Origin of the sequence: Enterobacter sp. HNDS-6, assembly GCF_039850505.1 — a bacterium.
Taxonomy (GTDB): Bacteria; Pseudomonadota; Gammaproteobacteria; order Enterobacterales; family Enterobacteriaceae; genus Enterobacter; species Enterobacter kobei.
Genome location: NZ_CP156673.1, coordinates 3,247,086 through 3,270,436 on the forward strand (window position 1 = coordinate 3,247,086; position 23,351 = coordinate 3,270,436).

General features: G+C 53.1%; 25 protein-coding genes. 6 read left to right on the forward strand and 19 right to left on the reverse strand.

Going from position 1 to position 23,351, the window contains the following annotated elements; genetic code table 11:
• Positions 1-26: 26 nt before the first annotated feature.
• Entirely contained in the window at positions 27-455 is a 429-nt protein-coding gene (uspG, locus tag ABFI50_RS15150; protein WP_014882980.1) for a universal stress protein UspG, read from the reverse strand.
• A gap of 378 nt (positions 456-833) precedes the next feature.
• Positions 834-1,244, reverse strand: coding sequence for a nucleoside diphosphate kinase regulator (gene rnk, locus ABFI50_RS15155; protein ID WP_014882981.1), 411 nt, complete (start codon positions 1,242-1,244; stop codon positions 834-836).
• A 269-nt stretch (positions 1,245-1,513) separates the two neighbouring features.
• Here rnk and ABFI50_RS15160 point away from each other — a divergent pair, with 269 nt between their 5' ends.
• On the forward strand, positions 1,514-2,131 hold the full coding sequence (locus ABFI50_RS15160; RefSeq protein ID WP_023336911.1) for a flavin reductase family protein: 618 nt from the start codon (positions 1,514-1,516) through the stop codon (positions 2,129-2,131).
• On the opposite strand, the gene rna is transcribed toward ABFI50_RS15160, so the two are convergent.
• Together rna and dcuC are read right to left on the reverse strand one after the other, a co-directional pair.
• Positions 2,125-2,934, reverse strand: a complete 810-nt coding sequence (rna, locus tag ABFI50_RS15165) for a ribonuclease I (protein ID WP_032637201.1) — start codon at positions 2,932-2,934, stop codon at positions 2,125-2,127. The genes ABFI50_RS15160 and rna overlap by 7 nt on opposite strands.
• Positions 2,935-3,028: 94 nt before the next feature.
• Entirely contained in the window at positions 3,029-4,396 is a 1,368-nt protein-coding gene (gene dcuC / locus ABFI50_RS15170; protein WP_014882984.1) for an anaerobic C4-dicarboxylate transporter DcuC, read from the reverse strand.
• A 390-nt stretch (positions 4,397-4,786) separates the two neighbouring features.
• Between dcuC and pagP the strand changes: the two genes are divergently transcribed.
• Positions 4,787-5,404 (forward strand): lipid IV(A) palmitoyltransferase PagP, encoded by a 618-nt coding sequence (gene pagP, locus ABFI50_RS15175; protein ID WP_023336913.1) that lies wholly within the window; start codon positions 4,787-4,789, stop codon positions 5,402-5,404.
• 190 nt (positions 5,405-5,594) lie between these two features.
• Positions 5,595-5,804, forward strand: a complete 210-nt coding sequence (cspE, locus tag ABFI50_RS15180; RefSeq protein WP_002439184.1) for a transcription antiterminator/RNA stability regulator CspE — start codon at positions 5,595-5,597, stop codon at positions 5,802-5,804.
• Between the two features lie 219 nt (positions 5,805-6,023).
• Here the strand turns inward: cspE and crcB are convergent, their stop codons facing one another.
• Positions 6,024-6,407 (reverse strand): fluoride efflux transporter CrcB, encoded by a 384-nt coding sequence (gene crcB / locus ABFI50_RS15185; RefSeq protein WP_014882986.1) that lies wholly within the window; start codon positions 6,405-6,407, stop codon positions 6,024-6,026.
• A 67-nt stretch (positions 6,408-6,474) separates the two neighbouring features.
• On the opposite strand from crcB, the gene ABFI50_RS15190 reads away from it, so the two are divergent.
• Both ABFI50_RS15190 and tatE read left to right on the forward strand, forming a co-directional pair.
• Complete coding sequence (locus ABFI50_RS15190; RefSeq protein ID WP_014882987.1) at positions 6,475-7,263, forward strand: deaminated glutathione amidase; 789 nt, start codon at positions 6,475-6,477, stop codon at positions 7,261-7,263.
• 125 nt (positions 7,264-7,388) lie between these two features.
• Positions 7,389-7,589: a twin-arginine translocase subunit TatE gene (gene tatE, locus ABFI50_RS15195; protein WP_014882988.1), complete on the forward strand. Its 201-nt coding sequence runs from the start codon at positions 7,389-7,391 to the stop codon at positions 7,587-7,589.
• 81 nt (positions 7,590-7,670) lie between these two features.
• On the opposite strand, the gene lipA is transcribed toward tatE, so the two are convergent.
• The 14 genes from lipA to leuS form a co-directional block, all read right to left on the reverse strand.
• Entirely contained in the window at positions 7,671-8,636 is a 966-nt protein-coding gene (gene lipA, locus ABFI50_RS15200) for a lipoyl synthase (protein WP_050862827.1), read from the reverse strand.
• A gap of 207 nt (positions 8,637-8,843) precedes the next feature.
• Positions 8,844-9,797 carry a YbeF family transcriptional regulator gene (locus ABFI50_RS15205; protein ID WP_176260432.1) on the reverse strand — a complete coding sequence of 318 codons (954 nt, stop codon included), beginning with the start codon at positions 9,795-9,797 and terminating at the stop codon, positions 8,844-8,846.
• A gap of 291 nt (positions 9,798-10,088) precedes the next feature.
• Complete coding sequence (gene lipB / locus ABFI50_RS15210; protein ID WP_048997024.1) at positions 10,089-10,730, reverse strand: lipoyl(octanoyl) transferase LipB; 642 nt, start codon at positions 10,728-10,730, stop codon at positions 10,089-10,091.
• Between the two features lie 95 nt (positions 10,731-10,825).
• Positions 10,826-11,089 carry a DUF493 family protein YbeD gene (gene ybeD, locus ABFI50_RS15215; protein WP_003858718.1) on the reverse strand — a complete coding sequence of 88 codons (264 nt, stop codon included), beginning with the start codon at positions 11,087-11,089 and terminating at the stop codon, positions 10,826-10,828.
• Positions 11,090-11,194: 105 nt separating this feature from the next.
• Positions 11,195-12,406: a D-alanyl-D-alanine carboxypeptidase DacA gene (dacA, locus tag ABFI50_RS15220; RefSeq protein WP_014882991.1), complete on the reverse strand. Its 1,212-nt coding sequence runs from the start codon at positions 12,404-12,406 to the stop codon at positions 11,195-11,197.
• 139 nt (positions 12,407-12,545) lie between these two features.
• Entirely contained in the window at positions 12,546-13,649 is a 1,104-nt protein-coding gene (rlpA, locus tag ABFI50_RS15225; protein ID WP_347484434.1) for an endolytic peptidoglycan transglycosylase RlpA, read from the reverse strand.
• A 16-nt stretch (positions 13,650-13,665) separates the two neighbouring features.
• On the reverse strand, positions 13,666-14,778 hold the full coding sequence (gene mrdB / locus ABFI50_RS15230; RefSeq protein WP_014882993.1) for a peptidoglycan glycosyltransferase MrdB: 1,113 nt from the start codon (positions 14,776-14,778) through the stop codon (positions 13,666-13,668).
• A 2-nt stretch (positions 14,779-14,780) separates the two neighbouring features.
• On the reverse strand, positions 14,781-16,682 hold the full coding sequence (mrdA, locus tag ABFI50_RS15235) for a peptidoglycan DD-transpeptidase MrdA (protein ID WP_347484436.1): 1,902 nt from the start codon (positions 16,680-16,682) through the stop codon (positions 14,781-14,783).
• A gap of 28 nt (positions 16,683-16,710) precedes the next feature.
• On the reverse strand, positions 16,711-17,178 hold the full coding sequence (gene rlmH, locus ABFI50_RS15240; protein ID WP_003858701.1) for a 23S rRNA (pseudouridine(1915)-N(3))-methyltransferase RlmH: 468 nt from the start codon (positions 17,176-17,178) through the stop codon (positions 16,711-16,713).
• 3 nt (positions 17,179-17,181) lie between these two features.
• On the reverse strand, positions 17,182-17,499 hold the full coding sequence (gene rsfS / locus ABFI50_RS15245) for a ribosome silencing factor (protein WP_003858696.1): 318 nt from the start codon (positions 17,497-17,499) through the stop codon (positions 17,182-17,184).
• A gap of 268 nt (positions 17,500-17,767) precedes the next feature.
• Entirely contained in the window at positions 17,768-18,433 is a 666-nt protein-coding gene (gene nadD / locus ABFI50_RS15250; protein ID WP_032645220.1) for a nicotinate-nucleotide adenylyltransferase, read from the reverse strand.
• A complete protein-coding gene (gene holA / locus ABFI50_RS15255) occupies positions 18,426-19,457 on the reverse strand; it encodes a DNA polymerase III subunit delta (RefSeq protein ID WP_023332393.1) in 1,032 nt (343 codons plus the stop codon). Before holA ends, nadD begins: the two co-directional genes overlap by 8 nt.
• A complete protein-coding gene (gene lptE, locus ABFI50_RS15260; RefSeq protein WP_014882997.1) occupies positions 19,457-20,026 on the reverse strand; it encodes an LPS assembly lipoprotein LptE in 570 nt (189 codons plus the stop codon). The genes holA and lptE overlap by 1 nt, the downstream gene beginning before the upstream one ends.
• 14 nt (positions 20,027-20,040) lie before the next feature.
• Positions 20,041-22,623, reverse strand: a complete 2,583-nt coding sequence (gene leuS / locus ABFI50_RS15265) for a leucine--tRNA ligase (RefSeq protein WP_023338167.1) — start codon at positions 22,621-22,623, stop codon at positions 20,041-20,043.
• Positions 22,624-22,837: 214 nt separating this feature from the next.
• On the opposite strand from leuS, the gene ABFI50_RS15270 reads away from it, so the two are divergent.
• On the forward strand, positions 22,838-23,320 hold the full coding sequence (locus tag ABFI50_RS15270) for a zinc ribbon-containing protein (protein WP_248082797.1): 483 nt from the start codon (positions 22,838-22,840) through the stop codon (positions 23,318-23,320).
• Positions 23,321-23,351 lie beyond the last annotated feature (31 nt).

Below are 23,351 nucleotides of genomic sequence, written 5' to 3' on the forward strand. Positions count from 1 at the left end.
GCGCAAGCGGGGTTTTTTATGGGCAGTTAACGGACCACCATCACCGGAATGTGGGTATGGCGGATCACGCTGGAGGCGTTTGACCCCAGCAGGTGAGTGGTGATGGAAGGATTGCGTGAACCGATCACCACCACGTCTGCATTCAGCTCCGCGGCCAGTTCATTGACGGCATCGCGTACGCTACCGAACCGGACGTGGGTTTTGATGCGCGACGGGTCGATGCTGAAATGCCCGACCATAGTTTGCAGGCGCGTCTCGGCTTCGTGCTGTAAGTGCTCTTCGAAGCGACGCACATCGGCGGCAAAGCGGTGCAGACTCAGGCTGGCAGAGCCTGGCAAGACATGTAAAAGGTGAATGATTCCGTCCTGCTGTGCGAGAAATTCCGCGTGACGCACTGCTTTGTCACTCAGTTCCATTTCAAAAACATCAACCGGCATAATGATTCTCTGATACATACCCGTTTCTCCTTGTTTATAAACGCTGAAATCATTCAACCACAAAATAGTTATGGATTCTGTAATCACCCCGTCAATTTTGATGACGATCGTGATGCCGCGAAAAAAATCATTGCGCAGCGTGCGGGGCAGAGCGGTGACGTGAGCGTTCACCAATGGCGTTCAAGGTAAAGCACAGCCGAGACGATGATGGCCACAAAAAGCAAAAAAATGAATGTGATAACCACTATCTCACCCATGACCGTCCCCACGGCACCAAAACAGATTAAGCGTGTATTAAGGGGAATAAGGGTGATATAGGAAAATCAGGTGAATTTGCGGAAAGAGGATGCGGGTGCATCCTCTGTGCAAAGCGAGTGGGCGCTTGTTCAGAAGGGATTAACGCAGGTAATCGCCCGCAGCTTCTGGCTGGTAGAGCAGTTCCAGTACTTCCAGGTGAGTGGAGGCCCCGCCCGGTAAATCCCAGTGGATGGTATCTCCTGTGCGCAGTCCCAGCAGTGCGGCGCCGACAGGTGCAAGAACCGAAAGCTGCGCGCTGCTGTCAGTCATCTGAGCCGGGTAAACCAGCGTGCGGGTCAGTTCTTCACCGGTGGTCAGGTTGCGGAATTTTACCCGGCTGTTCATGGTGACCACGTCATGCGGCATTGACTCAGGTGTGCACATCTGCGCGCGGTCAAGTTCCTCATTCAGGGCATCGGCCACCGGAAGTGAGGCGAATTCGGCTTTTTCCAGCAATCGGTCGATACGTTCTGCGTCGAGTTCATTGATGATAATGGTGGGTCTGGACATTTTTTACTCCATGTCGTTAATGCTGCGTCTAACGCAGAAACCAATCCAAAAGAAAACCCTCGCCGTCTGGCAGCGAGGGTTTAACTTACCCGATGATACTGGCTGAACGCTCAAGTTTGAAGTGATGAAGGTCACATTCATGTCCCATATGAATTTTCGCTGAAATTTATTCAGTCTTAATTCCAGGCGGATTGCGTTACGCTGAGTATCCTGAACCCGGGTGTTGCGCGAAGCATTATGCGTGTCTGCCCCATCAACGAGAGAGCACTATGTATTTCTATCAACCGTCTCAGGGGCACGGCCTGCCGCATGACCCGCTGAACGCCATTATTGGTCCCCGTCCGATTGGCTGGATCTCCTCTTGCGATCGGGCCGGTCAGTTGAATCTCGCGCCGTATAGCTTCTTTAACTGTTTTAACTATCGCCCGCCGATCATCGGCTTTTCCAGCAACGGCTGGAAAGACAGCGTGCGTAATATTCACGAGACAAAGGAGTTTGTCTGGAATCTGGCGACGCGCGATCTCGCACATGCCATGAATCAAACCTCGGCTACGCTTCCTCACGATCGGGATGAATTTACCTTTGCAGGATTAACCCCCGCCGCAAGCCAACTGGTGAGTGCTCCTCGTGTGGCGGAAAGCCCGGTCAATTTTGAGTGCCGCCTTTCTCAGTGCATTCAGCTTACCGGAGCCGATGGCACCCCGGTTGATACCTGGCTGGTGCTGGGTGAAGTGGTGGGGATCCATATAGCGGAAACGCTACTGGAAGAGGGGATATACCAGACGGCGAAAGCGCAGCCCATCCTGCGAGCGGGTGGGCCGACGGCGTACTATGGGATAAGTGATGAACACCGGTTCGATATGGTGCGCCCGGTGGTGGGTCAATAACCGGCTTTATCAATGACAAATTGTTTTCCGCAGTTACCAGGATGTGGCTGCGGGGCAAAGGACGTTGCGGAAAGCGGTTGGTTAATGGTGTCTGCTTTCAGCGAAATCTGCATCTCAGTGAGATACGCCGGGTTGCCATTGCAGGTCAGCTTAAAGGCTTTGATGTTTTCTTTGCCCCAGCTTTTGGCAATGGCGTTGTCAAAATCACGACGACTGACGGCTTTACCGTAGTTAGCCGCGAGGAATTGACCGACGGCACTGTTTTTCATTTCCTGATTCATTCTCACCATGGTGCCGAAATAGGCATCGGGATCAAAACCAAAACAGACGCCATGCTTGGCGTATTCGTACCGTTCCAGGCAGGAGTTTCCGCCCGCGCCTGGCATCACCTCATTAAGTTTTGCCGCACCGGAAAGCGACAGCCCGGTTTCGGCAGCAGCACATTTGCGGCTGGCCTTTGCTTCCGGCATATTCGGGATGGGACGCGTGGCACAACCAAATCGCATCCATCGACGTTCATCCACGCCTCGTGCCGCTATCGATTTCGGCAGACCAGGCCATAACCCGTGGACGGTCAGAAAATCGGCTTTATTTTCGCTCTCTTTTTGCAGACGACATTCATCCGGTTCATTGCGGTTACGCTCAACCATGCTTTGACAAAACCCGGTTTGCCAGGACAGCGCCAGTACATAGCGATCGAAATCGCCATATTGCGTAGCGTTGAGCGGTTCTGCCTGTGCGGAGAAGACACTGAGTGCAAGCGCAACTGCGCCAGACGAGATAACAATATCCTTCCTGAACATGTGATTTCCTGATTGGTTGTGCTCGATTAATTTTTGGGAGTTATTAAAGCACAAAAAGCGCCAGCAGGCGCTTTTTGGAAATCAGGAATTTTACTTAGGCAGCGCCGGGAACCAGCACTTCGGTAGCAATAATGACGATGATCAGGCCAACCAGCACCGGGACTGACGTGCGTTTGACGACCTCAAACGGAGAGATTTTTGCCATACCGGCAACCGCAACGACCACGCCTGAAACAGGAGAGATAGTGCGACCCAGGTTTGAGGCCTGAAGCATCGGAATAGACAGGTAAGCCGGGTTGATGCCAGAGGAGTGAGCCAGCTTAGGGATCATCTCAACGAAAGCGTAAAACGGCGCGTTACCAGAACCGGTGGTCATCGCCGCCAGCATGGTCAGAACGACCAGCACCAGCATCAGGATAATACTGGCTGAGCCAAACGACGTGGCGATGGAGATCAGGCTCTGGATAAAGCCAATAGTGCTCAGACCCTGGGCAAACACGCCTGCCGCAACCAACAGCATCACTACGCCCGCGAAGGCATCCGCCATTCCACGATACGCTACTTCCAGGCCGGAGAAGACTTTTTGCGTGTTGAAACCGCGCACGAATTCCAGCACGGCAGCCAGCAGCATACAGATGACCAGAATAGTAATAATGTGCAGCTGTGGACCCCATTTGCCGTCAAAAATCAGCACGCCGATAATCGGTGTGAACGGCAGAATGGCGTAGAACGCTGGAGCGGTGGTGGTGATTTCGCTGACATCCATCATCTCATGGCTGATGTTCTCTTTTTTATCGAGATAGCGCTGCCAGAAGAAATGCGCGACCCCCATTCCCACAATGGCGACAATCGAGATCGGCAGCGTGGTCTTAAAGGCGAAGTCGATCAGCGACATCTCGGCTGCTTTGGCGGCCAGCACAACGTCGCCAGAGGTTGGGGAAAGAATAATGGCGGCCGGTGATGCGCAAATGGCTGCCGCTGCACCGCGGCTGATGCCCACGTTCACCATCACCGGGAACAGCGTGGCCATTAACAGTACGCCAAGACCGGTGGCCGATGAAACGGCCAGCGACATCAGACAGGCGAGGAAATAGGCGGCAACCATTAACAGATACGGGGAGTTAATATACTGCAGGGGTTTCGAGGCAAGCTTAACCACCATGTCATTAGCGCCGATATGGGTCATGTAGGCGGCAAAACCGCACAGCATCATGATCATCATACCGAGATCGCCGCCACGGCTCATGAGCAGTATTTTAATATATTCAACAATATCCGTGGCAGTATAACCCGTGCTGGCTGCGCTGGCAGGTAATACCTGATGCCCCATTAATGCGCTGACAATCAGGAGAGTTAAGCCGCCAACAAATAAAACGCCCGTGGCTGAGTACCCTTTAATGATGTAGCGGGCTACACCGACAATGACGACGACCCCAATAAGGAGTTCGATAAACGTAAGCATGGTTTCCCCTGTATCCTGTGCCCTGAGGTAGAAAAAAATTAATAAAATAAGAAGGATGAAAATGTGCCGAATTAATGGCCTGTCCTTGCTGATTAAAATCAATAAATAGACGACTAAAGAACAGTATCACAGCGTTTTTGCCATGGCCCAGGCATTTATGTCATCAGGAAGTTGACCGCCAGAAACAGCGTAGCATGTCTCTTTAATGATAACAAAATGTTAAAATTATGTGTTTTTCGGCCTGTTAATCGGGATGGATGAAAATGTTATAGTCATACATATTGTAGGTTTATTTGGGCCAGCCTGAACGCTGCCTTAAGAATATTCCCGAAAAGAGGCCTGATATTTAGGAGTAGTGCTGATGCCGTTAAGACATGGTTCAACTATTGTGTGGTAAACTTTGCTTCGAATATTAAGAATGGTAATTGCATTGTGAGCTTACGTAATACTTTTTTCTCTCTTTTATTGTTTATTTTTGGTCAGTTAACGTTTTCATCTGTTGCACAGGCAGAAGACAACGCGACGAATAAAGGCTGGTTCTCTACTTTTACGGATAATGTTTCGCAGACCTGGTCAGCACCTGAACATTATGATCTCTATGTACCGGCAATAACGTGGCATGCGCGCTTTGCTTATGACAAAGAGAAAACAGATAAATACAACGAGCGCCCGTGGGGGGCTGGTTTTGGTCAGTCACGCTGGGATGAGAAAGGAAACTGGCACGGCATCTATCTGATGGCCTTTAAAGACTCGTTTAATAAATGGGAACCGATTGGGGGTTACGGCTGGGAGAAAACGTGGCGCCCGCTGGCGGACGAGAATTTCCACGTCGGGTTAGGCTATACCGCAGGAGTGACGGCGCGTGATAACTGGAACTACATTCCGATCCCCGTGCTGCTGCCTTTGGCCTCGATTGGCTATGGCCCGGCAACGTTCCAGATGACCTACATCCCCGGGACGTACAACAACGGTAACGTTTACTTCGCCTGGATGCGTTTTCAGTTTTGACTGAAAAAAGGTTACCAGCTGGTGAAAAAACGCGCAGGCATTGATTCCTAAGCGATAAAAATCTGCCAGTGAAAATTAACGCGACTTTAGTCACTTTTTGTCAAAGATCCGCTGGACAAAAGGTCCCACAATTGTTGTACTGGTAACCGACACAGCATTTGTGTCGTTTTTTAATGTAAAGGTAATTTTGATGTCTAAGATTAAAGGTAACGTTAAGTGGTTTAATGAGTCCAAAGGATTCGGTTTCATTACTCCTGAAGATGGCAGCAAAGATGTGTTCGTACACTTCTCTGCAATCCAGTCTAATGGTTTCAAAACTCTGGCTGAAGGTCAGCGCGTAGAGTTCGAAATCACTAACGGTGCCAAAGGCCCTTCTGCTGCTAACGTAATCGCTCTGTAATTCAGACGCGTCAGCAAGAATTTCAAAACCCGCTCATTGAGCGGGTTTTTTTCGTTATGAATCAGCCAAGCAGGTACATTTTCAGGAAGCTGGCAACGATCAGTACGCTCAACAACACCATTCCTGCGCTCATCAGATTCTGTTTCATTCTGTCACCCTCGTTCAGTATGGCCTCCAGAGTGACAGAGAAAAATTAAGCCAACATTAACGCCCCGGCGGTTAATGCGTGCTTACTGAGGAAAATAGCCAAAATGCGATCCCCGTCATCGCGAAGGATCCAAGCATGTTGATCGCGATATTCACCAGCGCCCAGCCGATACGGCCTTCCTGAAAGAGAAAAACCGTTTCCGCAGAAAAGGTTGAGAAAGTCGTTAAACCGCCACAGAACCCGGTGGTAATCAGGACCTTCCACATGGGATCGATGTGCGTCATCCGGTTAAACCAGGCCAGCCCCATACCAATGATAAATGCACCAATCAGGTTGGCAGCCAGTGTCCCCATGGGAATCGCCTGGTGCAGGGGGTTAAACCGCATACTCAGGAACCATCTCGCAACGCTCCCTGTGCCTCCACCAATAAAAACAGCCAAAAGGAGTTGTAACACGCTAAATACCTGCTATTTGATGTGTAAGAGTAGCGAGTTTAACGCTGTTTATGATGAGGGGACAAATATGTATGTGGCGGTAGGGCAGTTTGCAGTCACGCCTGACTGGCAGGTTAATGCACTACAATGCGTGAACCTGATGACACAGGCCCGGCAGAAGGGCGCGTCGCTGTTGGTTCTCCCGGAAGCGCTGCTGGCAAGGGATGATAATGACCCGGATCTGTCCGTGAAGTCCGCGCAGCCGCTTGATGGCGACTTTTTACAGCCGTTGCTCACCGAGAGCGTGGGTAACGCGATGACGACCATCTTAACAGTGCACGTTCCTTCAGCGCCGGGGCGCGCCGTAAATACGCTGGTGGCTATCCGTGATGGCGTGATTATCGCGCGCTATGCCAAGCTTCATCTTTATGATGCGTTCAGCATTCAGGAGTCACGGCGTGTTGACCCTGGAGACCGCGTTGCGCCGTTAATTGATATTGACGGGTTTAAGGTTGGGTTAATGACCTGCTACGACCTGCGTTTTCCTGAGCTGGCATTGCATCTGGCTCTGCAAGGGGCAGACGTGCTGGTATTGCCTGCTGCATGGGTTAAGGGACCGCTGAAAGAGCAGCATTGGGCAACGCTGCTTGCGGCGCGCGCGCTGGACACGACCTGCTATGTCGTTGCTTCCGGGGAGTGTGGCAATAAAAATATCGGGCAGAGCAGGGTGGTTGATCCACTGGGAGTCACGGTTGCCGCAGCAGCGGAAGCGCCGGTGCTGCTGATGACGGAGATATTTTTAGAAAGAATTGCGCTTGCGCGTCAGCAATTACCTGTTCTTCGTAACCGACGCTTTGCGCCACCGCAATTAATGTGATGTTTTTTTCAACAATGCTTGATTCACCTTGTTACAGATTGCTATTGTGTGCACGCGCCAAATGACCGTTAATACAGTCAGGTTTTGGCGCTGAATGCAGCCTGTTTTATGTAAAGAAGGTATCTATGGGTGAGATTAGTATTACCAAACTGCTGGTGGTTGCCGCACTGGTCGTCCTGCTGTTTGGTACCAAGAAGTTACGCACGCTGGGTGGTGACCTGGGGGCTGCCATCAAAGGCTTTAAGAAAGCGATGAACGATGATGATGCAGCCGCGAAGAAAAGCGCTGAGGATATCCCGGCAGAGAAGCTTTCTCACAAAGAGTAATAGCAATGCCTGAGGGCTTGCGAAAAAAAACCGGCTCATCAGGCCGGTTTTTTTGCATTACTGTAAATGGATATTACAGCACTATTTGACTTCTTCGCCTTTTGCCTGCATGTCAGCATGGTAAGAAGAGCGAACAAACGGACCGCATGCTGCGTGGGTAAAGCCCATCGCCAGCGCTTCGGCTTTCATCTCATCAAACTCATCCGGGCTGACGTAGCGCTGTACCGGCAGATGGTGACGGCTTGGCTGCAGATACTGGCCCAGCGTCAGCATGGTCACACCGTGGCGGCGCAGATCGCGCATGACTTCGATGATTTCGTCATTAGTTTCACCCAGACCGACCATCAGACCTGACTTGGTAGGGATATGCGGATGGGCTTCTTTAAAGCGTTCCAGCAGCTTCAGAGACCAGTTGTAATCCGCACCCGGTCGTACCTGACGATAAAGACGCGGCACGTTCTCCAGGTTGTGGTTAAACACATCTGGCGGCATCGCGGTCAGGATATCCAGCGCACGGTCCATACGGCCGCGGAAGTCAGGAACCAGCGTCTCGATTTTAATGTTCGGGCTTTTCTCGCGAATAGCAGTAATGCAGTCAGCGAAGTGCTGAGCTCCACCATCGCGCAGATCGTCACGGTCAACGGATGTGATGACCACATAACGCAGCGCCATGTCAGCGATGGTTTGCGCCAGTTTTTGCGGCTCGTTAGCATCGGGCGCGACCGGGCGGCCATGAGCAACGTCACAGAATGGGCAGCGGCGGGTACAGATGGCACCCAGAATCATAAACGTCGCGGTGCCGTGATTGAAACATTCAGCAAGGTTAGGGCAAGACGCTTCTTCACAGACGGAGTGAAGGCCATTCTTGCGCATCGCCGCTTTGATCCCCTGGATACGCGAAGAGTCAGCCGGAAGTTTGATTTTCATCCATTCCGGTTTTCTTAACAGCGCCTCGCGCTCGGTAGCCACGTTTTTAACCGGGATAAGGGCCATTTTATCGGCATCGCGGTATTTAACACCGCGTTCCATCACAATGGGTTTACTCATAGCGTGCGTGTTCCAGTTGCGAATATCGAAGGAAAGCGTTTCAATTCAAGGGAATGTTGTATTTATCAACTATTTTTGAACGAACGACAGGCAGTATATCATTGAAACGGCCATGAAAGCAGCCTGCCACGTCGCCAATTTGTAAAATAGTTGTTGTTTTGTGCCTTTCGCCCTGCTTGTGGCAGGGGCTTGTGCTGACACTCGCTGTCAGAAGGCCTGACGGATAATGCGGATGACGTTTTCCAGTACCGGATCGCGCAAACTGAGTTTGTTGTAATGCAGTGAAATCTCGATAGATTCCGCATTGAGCTGGCTGAGTGGAATACTCTCCAGCGACCAGCATTTCCGCAGCAGGTGATACAGGCGTGAAGGCATGATGCACAGCATATCGCTGCTGCTAATCAGGGAGGCGGTGGTAAACATATTGTAACTGCTGAAACTGATCTGACGTTCCGGGAAAATTTCATCAATGCGCTGGCGCAGACCATGGTTGGACTGCCCTTCGGTCATGAAAGACGAGTGGTCGTAATTGCGCAGGTTCTCAATGGTTAACGGCTCGCTGAGCGCGGGATGCTGCTGGCGGCAAACCAAAACCAGATTATCGGCATAAAGCACGTTTTGCCCCAGCGCTCTGGCGCTGAAGCTGCCGCTCTCAATAACCAGATCCGTCTGGAACTGGGCAAGCTGAACGTCAGGTTCGTTGAGTGGCACATTGCGCAGCAGAAGCTGGGGAGCATGCTCTTTCACGGCCTGGTAGATGGCGGGCATGACCAGCACGCCCACTGAAGGAGAGCAGCCGATGGTGATCGTTCTTTGTTTGTCATAGCTCCCGGTTAAATCCAGCGCACCCAGAATCGACTCCAGCCCCTGGCTGATGTATTCGTGGAGGTGGGTCGCATAGGCCGTCGGCGTGACGCCCTGGCCTTTACGGATAAATAACGGGTCAGGAAATATAGCGCGTAGCTTTTGAATCGACTGACTTATTGCCGATGGCGTGAGATTAAGAATTTTCGCAGCGTTAACGATACCCTTATGGACATATACTGCCTCAAAAATAGTCAGTAAATTGAGATCAATATTACGTAAAGTCCGAAAAATTTGTGGCTTGTCTTCGCCACCGGGTTCATTCAGTCGTTTGGCTGGTAAATTAGTAGACTCCACGCTTTCACTCCGTATACATTCACAACATGAATGATAGTTGAATTTATTTATTATGCTTGTAGAGATTCGTAAAGTGTTGGTTTTGTTTCACTTGTTTATCAAAAACAAACAGTTGTGTGATTATCACTCACGTTACTTAGCCTGTGTATGCCGTGCTGTCCGGAGGCTAAATAATATGTAACGGCAATATTCGGGCGCTTCGAAAATATAGAATCTGCGGATTATTGTAAAGCGTAAAAGCGGTAAATAAATAGTTGCCCGTCAAATTAACGGGCTCCCCTGTATGATATATTAAGCAGGGATATATTCATGCGGGGGATTGTTAAGTAGCGCTAACACATTCTTCAGAAGAACTGGGCGTATATTATCTGGCGTGGCGGTATCTACCCACTGGCGCATCTGCGTCATTTCCATACCGGCGTAGCCGCAGGGATTTATGCGCTGGAAAGGCGTCAGATCCATATTAATATTCAACGCCAGACCATGGAAGGAACAGCCTTTACGAATACGTAGCCCCAGCGAGCAGATCTTCATTTCGCCAATGTAGACGCCTGGAGCATCGGCCCGCGGATGCGCGTCAAGACCATATTCCGCCAGCGTGTTGACCACGGTTTGTTCCAGCAACGTCACCAGTTCACGCACGCCAAGCTTTCTGCGCTTCAGATTAAGCAGGACGTACATCACCTGCTGGCCCGGGCCGTGATAAGTCACTTGTCCACCCCGATCGCTCTGGATCACCGGGATATCGCCCGTCATTAATAAATGTTCCGCTTTACCGGCCTGACCCTGGGTAAATACCGGCAGGTGTTCAACCAGCCAAATTTCATCAGGGGTCGTGTCATCGCGTGAATCGGTGAAGTCATGCATAGCCTGGGAGACAGGCTCATAAGGTTGCAGCCCGAGATGACGGACCAGAATTTTATCCTGATACAAAACAGCGTCTCCGAAGACGAGGAACCAATGATGAGGGGGAGTATATCACAGCGGGGGAGAGGGGTTACCCGGTAAGCCGGGTAACCGCAAAGGGACTACAGCACCATACGCACAATTTCGATATTGCCGAGTTCTTCGTAGAGCGTCTCAACCTGTTCGATATGGGTCGCGGTGATAGTAATAGAAACCGAGTGGTAGTTGCCCTTGCTGCTTGGTTTTACTGACGGAGAGTAATCACCGGGCGCATGGCGCTGTACCACTTCAACCACCTGATCAACCAGCTCAGGTTTCGCCAGACCCATTACTTTGTAGGTAAATGGGGTAGGGAATTCAAGCAGTTCGTTAAGTTTGGTTTTCATGTCAGCTCCGGCGTAACGTCAAAAAGAATAACTCCCACGTCAGGTGGGAGTTATCAGGATACTTAGTATATGGGGATCAAAATCACACTTTCAAGTGTTCGATTTTTAGCCAAACCAGTGATGGAACATCAATTTAATGTAATCAATGATTTTGCCGAAGAAATTGCCTTCAGGAATTTCCTGCAGAACAACCAGCGGACGCTGATCGATAGTCTTGCCATCCAGCTGGAAGTTGATGGTACCCACGACCTGATTTTTCTGCAGCGGGGCATGCAGTTCGGTGCTGTTCAGGACGTAGCTGGCCTTCAGATCCTTCATACGACCGCGAGGAATGGTCAGGTACAGATCTTTATCCACGCCGAGGGAAGCACGGTCGTTGTCGCCGAACCACACTGGCTCAGACGCAAACTCTTTGCCTGCTTTCAGCGGATTCACGGTTTCGAAGAAACGGAAGCCCCAGGTCAGCAGTTTCTTGCTTTCGGTTTCACGACCTTTAAAGGTACGACCGCCCATCACGGCAGAGATCAGACGCATCTGACCTTCAGTGGCAGAGGCCACCAGGTTGTAACCGGCTTTATCGGTATGACCTGTTTTGATACCGTCAACGTTCAGGCTGTTATCCCACAGCAGGCCGTTACGGTTGGTCTGACGAATACCGTTGAAGGTAAACTCTTTCTCTTTATAGATGGAGTATTCGTTCGGTACGTCGCGGATCAGGGCTTGACCAATCAGTGCCATATCACGTGCGGAGCTGTACTGACCGTCTGCATCCAGGCCGTGTACGGTCTGGAAATGGCTGTTTTTCAGACCCAGCGCGGTGACGTAGCTGTTCATCAGACCGACGAAGGCATCCTGGCTACCGGCGGCGAAATCAGCCATTGCTACGCAGGCATCGTTACCTGACTGCAGGTTAATACCCCGGATTAACTGGGAAACTGGAACCTGCATACCGGGCTTCAGGAACATCAGAGAAGAACCTTTGAACACAGGGTTCCCGGTTGCCCACGCATCGTTACCAATGGTGACCAGATCCGTTTCTTTGAATTTACCGGCTTTCATGGCCTGGCCGATAACATAGCTGGTCATCATTTTGGTCAGGCTGGCCGGGTCACGGCGGGCATCGGCGTTCTGTTCTGCCAGAACTTTGCCAGAGTTGTAATCGATCAGGATGTAGGATTCCGCGTCGATTTGCGGAACGCCAGGGATCATGGTCTTGATATTCAGGTCATCGGCATGAGCAGCAGAGAGTGCTGCTGCGCAAAGGGCCGTGGTCAGCGCCATGCGCTGCACAAAACGAGCAGAAAAAGTGGTCTTCATGGTCAGAACTACGACATCCGTGATGGAATTAAAAAAAGTGCCTTACTATAGCAAATGCTATTCAGGCAGGCATCCGACTTTAAGCATGAGTTTGTGAATGCGTTTTACACAAACTGACATTTCGGATACCGCCGATTAATTATTTTGCAACAGTGACGAAGGACTGCAGTTGTGCTTCGCTCTGCAAACGCTGTTGCAGAGACGCTGCCTGCGATTTACTGGCAAAAGGCCCCATCTGAATACGCCAGACCGCGCCGTTCTGCTCAACGCGTCCAGGTACGCCAAAATGCTGGCTTAGACGCTGTTGATACTGCTGGGCACGGGCCTGATCGCTCACTGCCCCCACCTGAACGACAAAGCCGCCGCTGGCTGCTGGCGCAGCGGCTGCCGCTCTTTGCGTGGTCGCTGGCGCTGTTACCGGCGCTGGCTGCGTCACCGGAGCCGCAACCGGGGCTGGCGTCGGCTCACTGCCTTCCAGCACGCCCGTCGCTAAGGTCGTCGGTGCGCCTAAAAAGCCGCTACTTTTTACCGGTGCGCCAGTGGAATCATCGCTTTGCAGCGTATCATTGCTGATTGGACGTATTTCTCCCGCCGGCTGAGAAGGCTCAGCCGGAGAAGAGACGCTACCCATTCCGCCGTCAAGATTTGGGCGGTCTGGCAGGGCATAGGTCTGCTTCGCCACCGTCGTACAGGCGGTACCCGGCCCGGACATCGAGCCATCCTGCGCCACGATAATCGGGTCAATGCGAACTTTGGTGTTGTTCGACGTGTTCAGGCGATCGGCAGACGCGCGGGACAGAGAAATCACCCGGTCATTACCATACGGACCACGGTCATTAATACGCACGACGATCATGCGACCATTAGCCAGGTTAGTGATACGCGCGTAGCTTGGAATCGGCAGCGTTGGGTGCGCGGCAGTGAGCTGCATGGGGTCAAATGTTTCACCGGATGCCGTGAGGTTACTGCCCGGTTCTGCATCATAAATGGCAGCAAAGCCCGCCTGGCTGAAGCGGGAAGGGTCCTGCACGATTTTGTAGCTTTTGCCGTCGCGCTCGTAATCCTGATTCGCGCTGGCATTCAGCGGTTCATAAACGGGATCGGCCCCACTGATTTCAACGATCGGACCATTACACACCGCAGGCTGCGGCGGCGCGACGGTTGCCTGTTGCTGACCATCATCACTTGTGCAAGCCGCAAGTAAACTTGCCGCGATGCAGATCCCCAGCCACTGCTTACGCATTCCGATCCCCTTATTTTTAAACGCTTTTTGACAACATTTTTCTGTGGGTATGGATCGACATCACGATCCCAAACCCGGCCATCAACACGATCAGTGCCGAGCCTCCGTAACTGACCAGCGGCAGCGGTACGCCTACTACCGGCAGAATACCACTCACCATACCAATATTTACGAAGACATAAACGAATAAAATCAGCATCAATCCGCCTGCCATGACGCGGCCGAAGGTGGTTTGCGCCCGGGCGGCAATCCACAATCCTCGCATGATCAGCAGCACGTAGAGCGCGAGCAAAATCAGGATACCAACCAGCCCCAGCTCTTCAGCCAGTACCGCAAAGATAAAGTCGGTGTGACGTTCCGGTAAAAATTCCAGCTGCGACTGGGTACCGTGCAGCCAGCCTTTACCGCGCAGGCCGCCGGAGCCAATCGCAATCTTGGACTGAATAATATGATAGCCCGCACCGAGCGGGTCAGTTTCCGGGTCGAGAAGCATCATAACGCGCTGGCGCTGGTAATCATGCATCAGGAAGAACCAGAGGATAGGGATAAACGCCGCAATCAGCACCACAGCGATACCAATCAGACGCCAGCTTAGGCCCGACAGGAAAAGGACAAACAGACCGGAGAGCGCGATAAGGATCGAGGTGCCGAGGTCAGGCTGCGCAGCAACCAGCAGCGTCGGCAGGAAGATCAGCACCAGCGCGATCGCGGTGTTTTTCAGCGACGGCGGACAGACATCACGGTTGATAAAGCGCGCCACCATCAGGGGGACGGCAATTTTGGCAATCTCCGAGGGCTGGAAACGAACAACGCCCAGATCCAGCCAGCGCTGCGCCCCTTTTGAGATGGCGCCGAACGCGTCTACTGCCACCAGCAAAATAATACAGAAGATATAGAGATAGGGCGCCCAGCCTTCGTAGACGCGCGGGGGGATCTGCGCCATCACCACCATGATAACCAGACCCATCGCGATCTGGCCGATTTTGCGTTCCATCATACCGATGTCCTGACCACTGGCGCTCCAGATAACCAGGGCGCTGTAAACCAGCAGAGCCAGCAGGATCAGCAGCATGGCTGGGTCGATGTGGATTTTATCCCACAACGATTTTTTGTTTGGATTATCCGTCATGATTATTGGTCCTCCGCCGCAGCGGCGGCCGGGCTTTCAGCCGGCAGTTCGGTGTTGTTATCACCCAGCATAATGTGGTCGAGGATTTGGCGCATGATGGTCCCTACCGCCGGGCCAGCGCCGCCGTTTTCCAGAATCATCGCCACCGCCACCTGCGGGTTATCGTAAGGGGCAAATGCCGTCATGAGCTTATGGTCACGCAGACGTTCAGCAATGCGGTGTGCGTTGTAGGTTTCGTTGGCTTTCAGGCCAAAGACCTGCGCCGTACCGGATTTTGCAGCCACTTTATACGGCGTTCCGGCGAAATATTTGTGCGCGGTACCGTTCGGACGGTTTGCTACGCCGTACATACCGTCTTTCGCGATTTCCCAGAAGCCGGAATGAATGTCACCCACGGGCGCTTCATGGGGCTGTACCCACGGCACCTTTTTGCCGTCTTCAACAGTGCTTTGCAGCAGATGCGGGACTTTGACCACGCCATCGTTAATGAGGATCATCATCGCTTTGTTCATCTGAATCGGCGTTGCGGTCCAGTAGCCCTGGCCGATACCCACCGGAATGGTATCACCCTGATACCACGGCTTCTTAAAGCGCTTCAGCTTCCACTCGCGCGTCGGCATGTTGCCGGATCGCTCCTCTGAAAGGTCGACGCCGGTGTAGTGCCCGTAGCCGAACTTGCTCATCCATTCTGACAGGCGGTCAATCCCCATGTCATAGGCGACCTGATAGAAGAAGGTATCCGCTGACTCTTCCAGAGATTTGGTCACGTTCAGATGGCCGTGGCCCCATTTTTTCCAGTCGCGATAGCGTTTTTCAGACCCGGGTAGCTGCCACCAGCCCGGGTCAAACAGGCTGGTATTACGGTTGATGACACCCGCACTCAGCGCCGAGACCGCCACATACGGTTTCACCGTAGATGCCGGCGGGTAAACGCCTTGCGTGGCGCGGTTTACCAGCGGCGTATTGGGATCATTCAGCAGGCCGGAATAGTCTTTACTGGAGATGCCGTCAACAAAAAGGTTCGGGTCATAGCTAGGCATGGACACCATAGCCAGAATTCCCCCGGTACGCGGATCGGTGACCACGACGGCGGCGCGACTGCCCGCCAGCAGGGTTTCAATATACTGCTGCAGTTTGAGGTCGAGCGTCAGATAGACGTCATGCCCCGCCTGAGGCGGAACTTCTTTCAGCTGTCGAATGACGCGGCCACGGTTGTTAACCTCAACCTCTTCATAGCCGGTCTGCCCATGCAGGACATCTTCGTAGTAGCGTTCGATCCCGAGCTTGCCGATATCGTGCGTCGCGGCATAGTTCGCCAGCTTGCCGTCTTTATCAAGGCGGTCAACGTCTTTGTCGTTAATCTTGGAAACGTAGCCAATAACGTGCGTCAGCGCGGAGCCGTAAGGATAGTAGCGACGTTTGTAACCCTTCACTTCCACGCCGGGGAAGCGGTACTGGTTCACCGCAAAACGGGCCACCTGAACTTCCGTCAGATTGGTTTTCACCGGAATGGAGGTAAAGCGGTGGGAACGGGCGCGCTCTTTTTTGAAGGCTGCGATATCGTCATCGTTGAGATCGACAACGCTTCTTAGCGCCTCCAGCGTGTCCTGAACATTATCGACCTTTTCCGGCATCATCTCGATTTGATAGATGGTGCGGTTTAGCGCCAGAGGGGTGCCGTTACGGTCGTAGATAATGCCGCGGCTGGGCGCGATAGGCACCAGCTTGATGCGGTTTTCGTTTGAACGCGTCTGGTAATCGGTAAAGCGGACGATTTGCAGATTATAAAGGTTGGCGATCAGCACGCCGGTAAGCAGCAAAATCCCCGTAAAGGCGACCAGTGCCCTGCGCACAAACAGCGCGGACTCAGCCGTATAGTCGCGAAAAGAATTCTGTAGTTTCATCCGCTGCTTAATCTACCCTGGTCAGTCATTACTCGCGGTGATAGGGGTGGTTGGTAGTAATGCTCCACGCGCGATACAGACTTTCTGCCACCAGGACCCGAACGAGCGGGTGGGGCAGCGTCAGCGCGGAGAGAGACCAACTTTGTTCTGCTGCCGCTTTGCAGGCAGGGGACAACCCTTCAGGTCCGCCAATCAGCAGACTAACGTCACGGCCATCCTGCTTCCAGCGCTCCAGTTCGTGCGCCAGCTGCGGCGTATCCCAGGGTTTACCCGGGATATCGAGGGTGACGATGCGGTTCTTGCCAGCGGCAGCCAGCATCAGTTCGCCCTCTTTATCGAGAATACGTTTAATATCCGCGTTCTTACCGCGCTTCCCGGCAGGGATCTCCACCAGTTCGAACGGCATGTCTTTTGGAAAACGACGCAGATATTCAGTAAAACCGGTTTGTACCCAGTCCGGCATTTTGGTGCCGACGGCGACCAGCTGCAACTTCACGCATTAACCCCAGAGTTTTTCCAGCTCATACAGGCGACGGCTCTCTTCCTGCATGACATGGACAATCACATCGCCGAGGTCAACCACCACCCAGTCAGCGGTCGCTTCACCTTCAACGCCAAGCGGTAACAGTCCTGCTGCACGCGATTCCTGAACCACATGGTCGGCAATCGAAACAACATGACGCGTAGACGTCCCGGTGCAGATAATCATGCAGTCGGTGATACTGGATTTACCCTTAACGTCGATAGCGATGATGTCCTGACCTTTCAGGTCATCAATTTTGTCGATAACAAAATCCTGGAGTGCTTTACCCTGCAAGTTTTCCCCCTGGGTGAATAAGATGGTGCAACTATGAATTTGTAGCCAGACAGTATACCTGAACTGGCGCCCTTGTCGGGACAAATGTCACCGGCCGGGATTTTGAAGGCGGGTATCATCCCACCCTCTGCCAGAGATTGCATCGCCATTTTTGTAAAACAATTTCTGTAAAGCAATGACTGGCGGGAAAGTCTGGCAGCGGAGGATAACAGTATGGCTTAACCTGTCAAGGCAGGAGAATCAATAAGCCGCTTTTTATGACGCCTGACTAAACATCTGCGCTTTTCTGATACAACCCGTGCGTATGAATATACGCCAGCACCGGGGCAGGCAGCAGATCGTCACACGTTAAACCGTGTTGTAAACGCTCACGAATAAGGGTGGCGGAGATATCGAACCACGGGGTTTCCGCCAGATAAATCTTCCCGGCGGGCTGGTTGTGAAGATCCTCTACGTTATCGGTAAGATGGTCTTCAAGCCACTGCTGATACTGCTCTTCACGCATGGTCAGCGGATAGCCTGGGCGGCGGCAAACGAGCAGGTGGCTGTTCTCCAGAATGGTTTCATACTTGTGCCACCCAGGAAAGTTGAGCAGAGAATCCTGACCAATGATAAACGCCAGCGGCTGGTCAGGCCCTTGCTCAGCTCGCCACTCCTGCAGCGTTTGCGACGTCCACGAGGGGGTGTCGCGACGCAATTCCCGTTCATCAAGCCTGAAAAGCGGTTTGTCCGCAATGGCAAGCGTTAGCATCTCTTTTCGCTGCTCGCTGGTTGCCTCAGGCTGAGGGCGGTGCGGCGGAACGTTATTGGGCATAATGGTGACGCGCTGCAGGCCGATCAAATTCGCCAGGATTTCCACCGGCTTAAGATGCCCGTAGTGTACCGGGTCAAAGGTGCCGCCATACAGGGCCTGTAAAGAATGCATACTATCCATCAATAAATACGTCAGCCAGCGCCTTGTGGCAGAGCAGCAGGGAAAGGCTTTCCAGCTCCGCCCAGACCGACTGGCCGTAATCTTGTTTTAGGGTGAGCTCAGCGCGCATCAGAAGCTGCACGGCCTGACGAAGCTGTTCATGGCTCAGGCGGTTGACGGCCTCGGTGGTCATTGCGCGGCGATTTTGCCATACCCGGTGTTTATCAAACAGCGCGCGCAGCGGCGTATGGGCAGACTGTCGCTTGAGCGTAATCAGCAGCAACAGTTCACGCTGCAGCGTACGCAGCAGAATAACGGGCTCGCTGCCTTCCAGGCGCAGCTGCTGAAGGATATGCAGGGCGCGTTTACTTTTCGCGGCCAGCAATGCATCCACCCAGTGGAACGGCGTGAAGTGCGCGGCGTCATTAACGGCCTGCTCGACGCGGGGGAGTGTCAGTTTGCCATCCGGCCAGAGCAGGGAAAGTCTGTCCAGCGCCTGTGCCAGCGCCAGGAGGTTACCCTCATAGCAGTAGCAGAGCAGTTGATTTGCCGCATCATCCAGCTGAAGGTTGTTCTGCTTTGCTCTTGCGGCCACCCATTTTGGCAGATGCGCCTGCTCAGGTGTCTGACAGGTAACCAGCACCGCGTGGGTCGCCAGTTGAGTGAACCACGCGGCATTTTCCTGCGCTTTGGTGAGCTTATTGCCGCGGACAATTAACAGCAGATCGCTGTGTAACAGGCTCACCAGAGTGGCAAGCTGCTCATTGATGGCCGCGTTAGGGCCGTTTTCCGGCAGCAGGATCTGAATTGTCTGACGCGACGCGAAAAGGCTCATCGCCTGACAGAGTGAGAAGAGGGCGTCCCAGTCGGTATTGTTATCCACCTGGACGGTATGGTGTTCATCAAAGCCCTGAGCACCTGCAGTATGTCGCACGGCATCCAGGCTTTCCTGCAGCAGTAAGGGATCGTTTCCAAGCAGCAGATACGCCGCGCGCAGCCCTTCATTGAGCTGCGCGCGGAGTTGTTCAGGATACAGCCTGATCATCAGTTACCCATAGAGGTAGAAACCGGGGGCGTACTGGCATCCGGTTTTTCAATAATGTCAGAGCCTTCTTTTGTCGACGCGGCAATACCTGGCAGTTTACGGATCAGCTGTTCCGCTGCCTTGTCGTACATTTCGTTGATGATAATCTGCTGTTCGGCATCTTTCGCCAGCGCCGTTTGCGGGTTATCAAAGAACGAACGGTACACTTTTGTGCTGATCGGATAGATGTCTTTACCCGGGATCAGCACGGCTGCGTTAACAGTCATTACCATCTGATACTCTGCGGTACGGCCATCCTGGAAGATAGACGCTGTATCTTTGCTCAGGGTCGTCCCCAGAACGCGGAGAGACGGTACATCCTGGCGCAGCGTGTCTTTCTCAATGAGTTCGACACCGTTCAGGCGCAGCTGGTTACGAACTGCCCGGCTGAATGGGCCATTCGGATCTGATGAGTCGAAAATCATCGTTTTCATCTCAGCAGGCACTGCCGTGGTATTGCGCAGGTGCCAGCCACAGCCAGCGGTGACAAGCACCGCCAGTGATAAGAGTATTGTTGCCAGTTGTCGCACGTTTCCTCCCGCGCTTAGCCAACGACCAGATTGAGCAGTTTACCGGGTACGTAGATCACTTTACGTACGGTAACGCCCTCAAGATATTTCGCGACCAGAGGTTCCTGGCCTGCACGCTCGCGAACCTGTTCTTCGGTTGCGTCGACCGCCACGGTAATTTTACCGCGCACTTTGCCGTTGACCTGGACTACCACCAGCGTGGTGTTTTCCACCATTGCTGCTTCGTCCGCAACCGGCCACGGCGCGTTGTCGATATCGCCTTCGCCTTTCAGTTCCTGCCACAGAGTAAAGCTGACGTGTGGCGTGAACGGGTTCAGCATGCGAACGACGGCCAGCAGCGCTTCACGCATTAAGGCACGATCCTGCTCGCCATCCTGCGGGGCTTTCGCCAGCTTGTTCATCAGTTCCATAATAGCCGCAATTGCGGTATTGAAGGTCTGACGACGACCAATATCATCGGTGACTTTTGCAATTGTTTTATGAACATCACGACGCAGCGCCTGCTGATCTTCCGTCAGGGCAGCAGCGTTCAGCGCCGGAGCATCACCCTGTGCGGTATGTTCGTAAACCAGTTTCCAGACGCGTTTCAGGAAGCGGTTCGCGCCTTCAACACCGGATTCCTGCCACTCCAGCGTCATGTCAGCCGGAGAGGCAAACATCATGAACAGACGCACGGTATCTGCACCGTAACGCTCAACCATCACCTGCGGGTCGATACCGTTGTTTTTCGACTTGGACATCTTGCTCATGCCGGTATAAACCAGCTCATGACCTTCAGCGTCTGTCGCCTTAACGATACGGCCTTTCTCGTCGCGCTCTACGATCGCGTCCACCGGAGACACCCAGTTACGCTCGCCGTTCGCGCCAACGTAGTAGAAGGCATCAGCCAGCACCATGCCCTGACACAGCAGCTGTTTGGCTGGTTCGTCAGAATTCACCATGCCAGCATCGCGCATCAGCTTATGGAAGAAGCGGAAGTAGAGCAGGTGCATGATGGCGTGTTCGATGCCACCGATGTAGATGTCTACCGGCAGCCAGTAGTTGGCCGCGTCAGAATCCAGCATGCCTTCCTGATACTGCGGACAGGTGTAGCGTGCGTAATACCAGGAAGACTCCATAAAGGTGTCAAAGGTGTCGGTTTCACGCAGCGCAGGCTGGCCATTAACGGTGGTTTTCGCCCACTCAGGATCGGCTTTGATCGGGCTGGTGATGCCGTCCATGACCACATCTTCCGGCAGGATCACCGGCAGTTGATCTTCTGGCGTCGGCATCACGGTGCCGTCTTCAAGGGTCACCATTGGAATTGGCGCGCCCCAGTAGCGCTGACGGGAAACGCCCCAGTCGCGCAGACGGAAGTTGACTTTACGCTCACCTACGCCCAGCGAGGCCAGCTTGTCAGCGATGGCATTGAAGCCCTCTTCGAAGCTCAGTCCGCTAAATTCGCCGGAGTTGAACAGGGTGCCTTTTTCGGTCAATGCCTGCTCAGACAGGTCGGGTTCAGAACCGTCTGCGGCCAGGATCACCGGCTTAATGGTCAGGCCATATTTGGTGGCAAACTCATAGTCGCGCTGATCGTGTCCCGGAACGGCCATCACCGCACCGGTGCCGTATTCCATCAGTACAAAGTTCGCCGCCCAGACAGGAATAGCTTCACCCGTCAGCGGGTGAATCGCTTTAAAGCCGGTATCAACGCCTTTTTTCTCCATCGTCGCCATGTCGGCTTCAGCCACTTTGGTGTTGCGGCATTCGTCGATGAAAGTTGCCAGTTCCGGATTGTTCTCTGCCGCTTTCTGCGCCAGCGGGTGACCTGCGGCCACGGCCAGATAGGTCGCTCCCATGAAGGTGTCCGGACGGGTGGTGTAGACGGTCAGAGTCTGGTCGTAGTTCTCAACGTTGAAGGTAATTTCCACACCTTCAGAACGGCCGATCCAGTTGCGCTGCATGGTCTTAACGGTGTCAGGCCAGTGATCCAGTTTATCCAGATCGTTCAGCAGCTCGTCAGCGTAAGCGGTGATTTTGATAAACCACTGCGGGATCTCTTTACGCTCAACTTTGGTGTCACAGCGCCAGCAGCAGCCGTCGATAACCTGCTCGTTCGCCAGAACGGTCTGGTCATTTGGGCACCAGTTAACCGCAGACGTCTTCTTGTACACCAGGCCTTTTTTGTACAGCTCAGTGAAGAATTTCTGCTCCCAGCGGTAATATTCCGGGGTGCAGGTCGCCAGCTCGCGGCTCCAGTCATAGCCGAAGCCCAGCATTTTGAGCTGGTTTTTCATGTACGCGATGTTGTCGTACGTCCATGGTGCCGGTGCCGTATTGTTTTTTACTGCTGCGCCTTCTGCCGGCAGGCCGAACGCATCCCAGCCGATAGGCTGCAGCACGTTTTTGCCCAGCATACGCTGGTAACGGGCGATCACATCACCAATGGTGTAGTTACGCACGTGGCCCATGTGTAGTCGACCAGAAGGATAGGGAAGCATCGACAGGCAGTAATACTTCTCTTTGCTCTCGTCTTCGGTTACTTCAAAGGTGCGCTTCTCGTCCCAGTGTTGCTGGACTTTTGATTCTATCTCTTCCGGGCGGTATTGCTCTTGCATGGCAGCCAGTGGTCCTGTTTTTAATACAGCTACAAATGTAGCCAATGGATGTGGTAATTCAGATCCGCATAGCATAGCCCAAACGTCCGCGTCAAAACAGCCTTTCGCACAAAAGCACTTTGCAGGAATTTACCGGGTCTGTGCTTCACCTGACAAAGCGGCGGTGAAATAAGGTCTATTATTAGAGTTAGTTACTTACCCGGGAGGCAAAATGATGAACAAGGTTGCTCAATTTTACCGCGAGCTGGTGGCGACACTGACGGAGCGGCTGCGTAACGGCGAGCGTGATATTGATGCGCTGGTCGAACAGGCGCGTGCCCGCGTGACGCAAACGGGTGAGTTAACGCGAACCGAAGTGGAAGAGGTGACGCGTGCGGTACGTCGTGACCTGGAAGAGTTTGCGCGCAGCTATCAGGAAAGCCAGCAAGAGGTCTCGGACAGCGTGTTTATGCGGGTGATCAAAGAGAGCCTGTGGCAGGAGCTGGCGGATATCACCGATAAAACGCAGCTTGAGTGGCGCGAGGTGTTTCAGGATTTGAACCATCACGGTGTGTACCACAGCGGCGAAGTGGTAGGGTTGGGAAATCTGGTGTGTGAGAAATGTCATCACCACATCGCGGTGTATACGCCGGAGGTGCTGCCCTTGTGCCCGAAATGCGGTCACGACCAGTTCCAGCGCCGGCCGTTTGAGCCCTAGGTAAAAGCAAAACGGCAACCCTGTTGCCGTT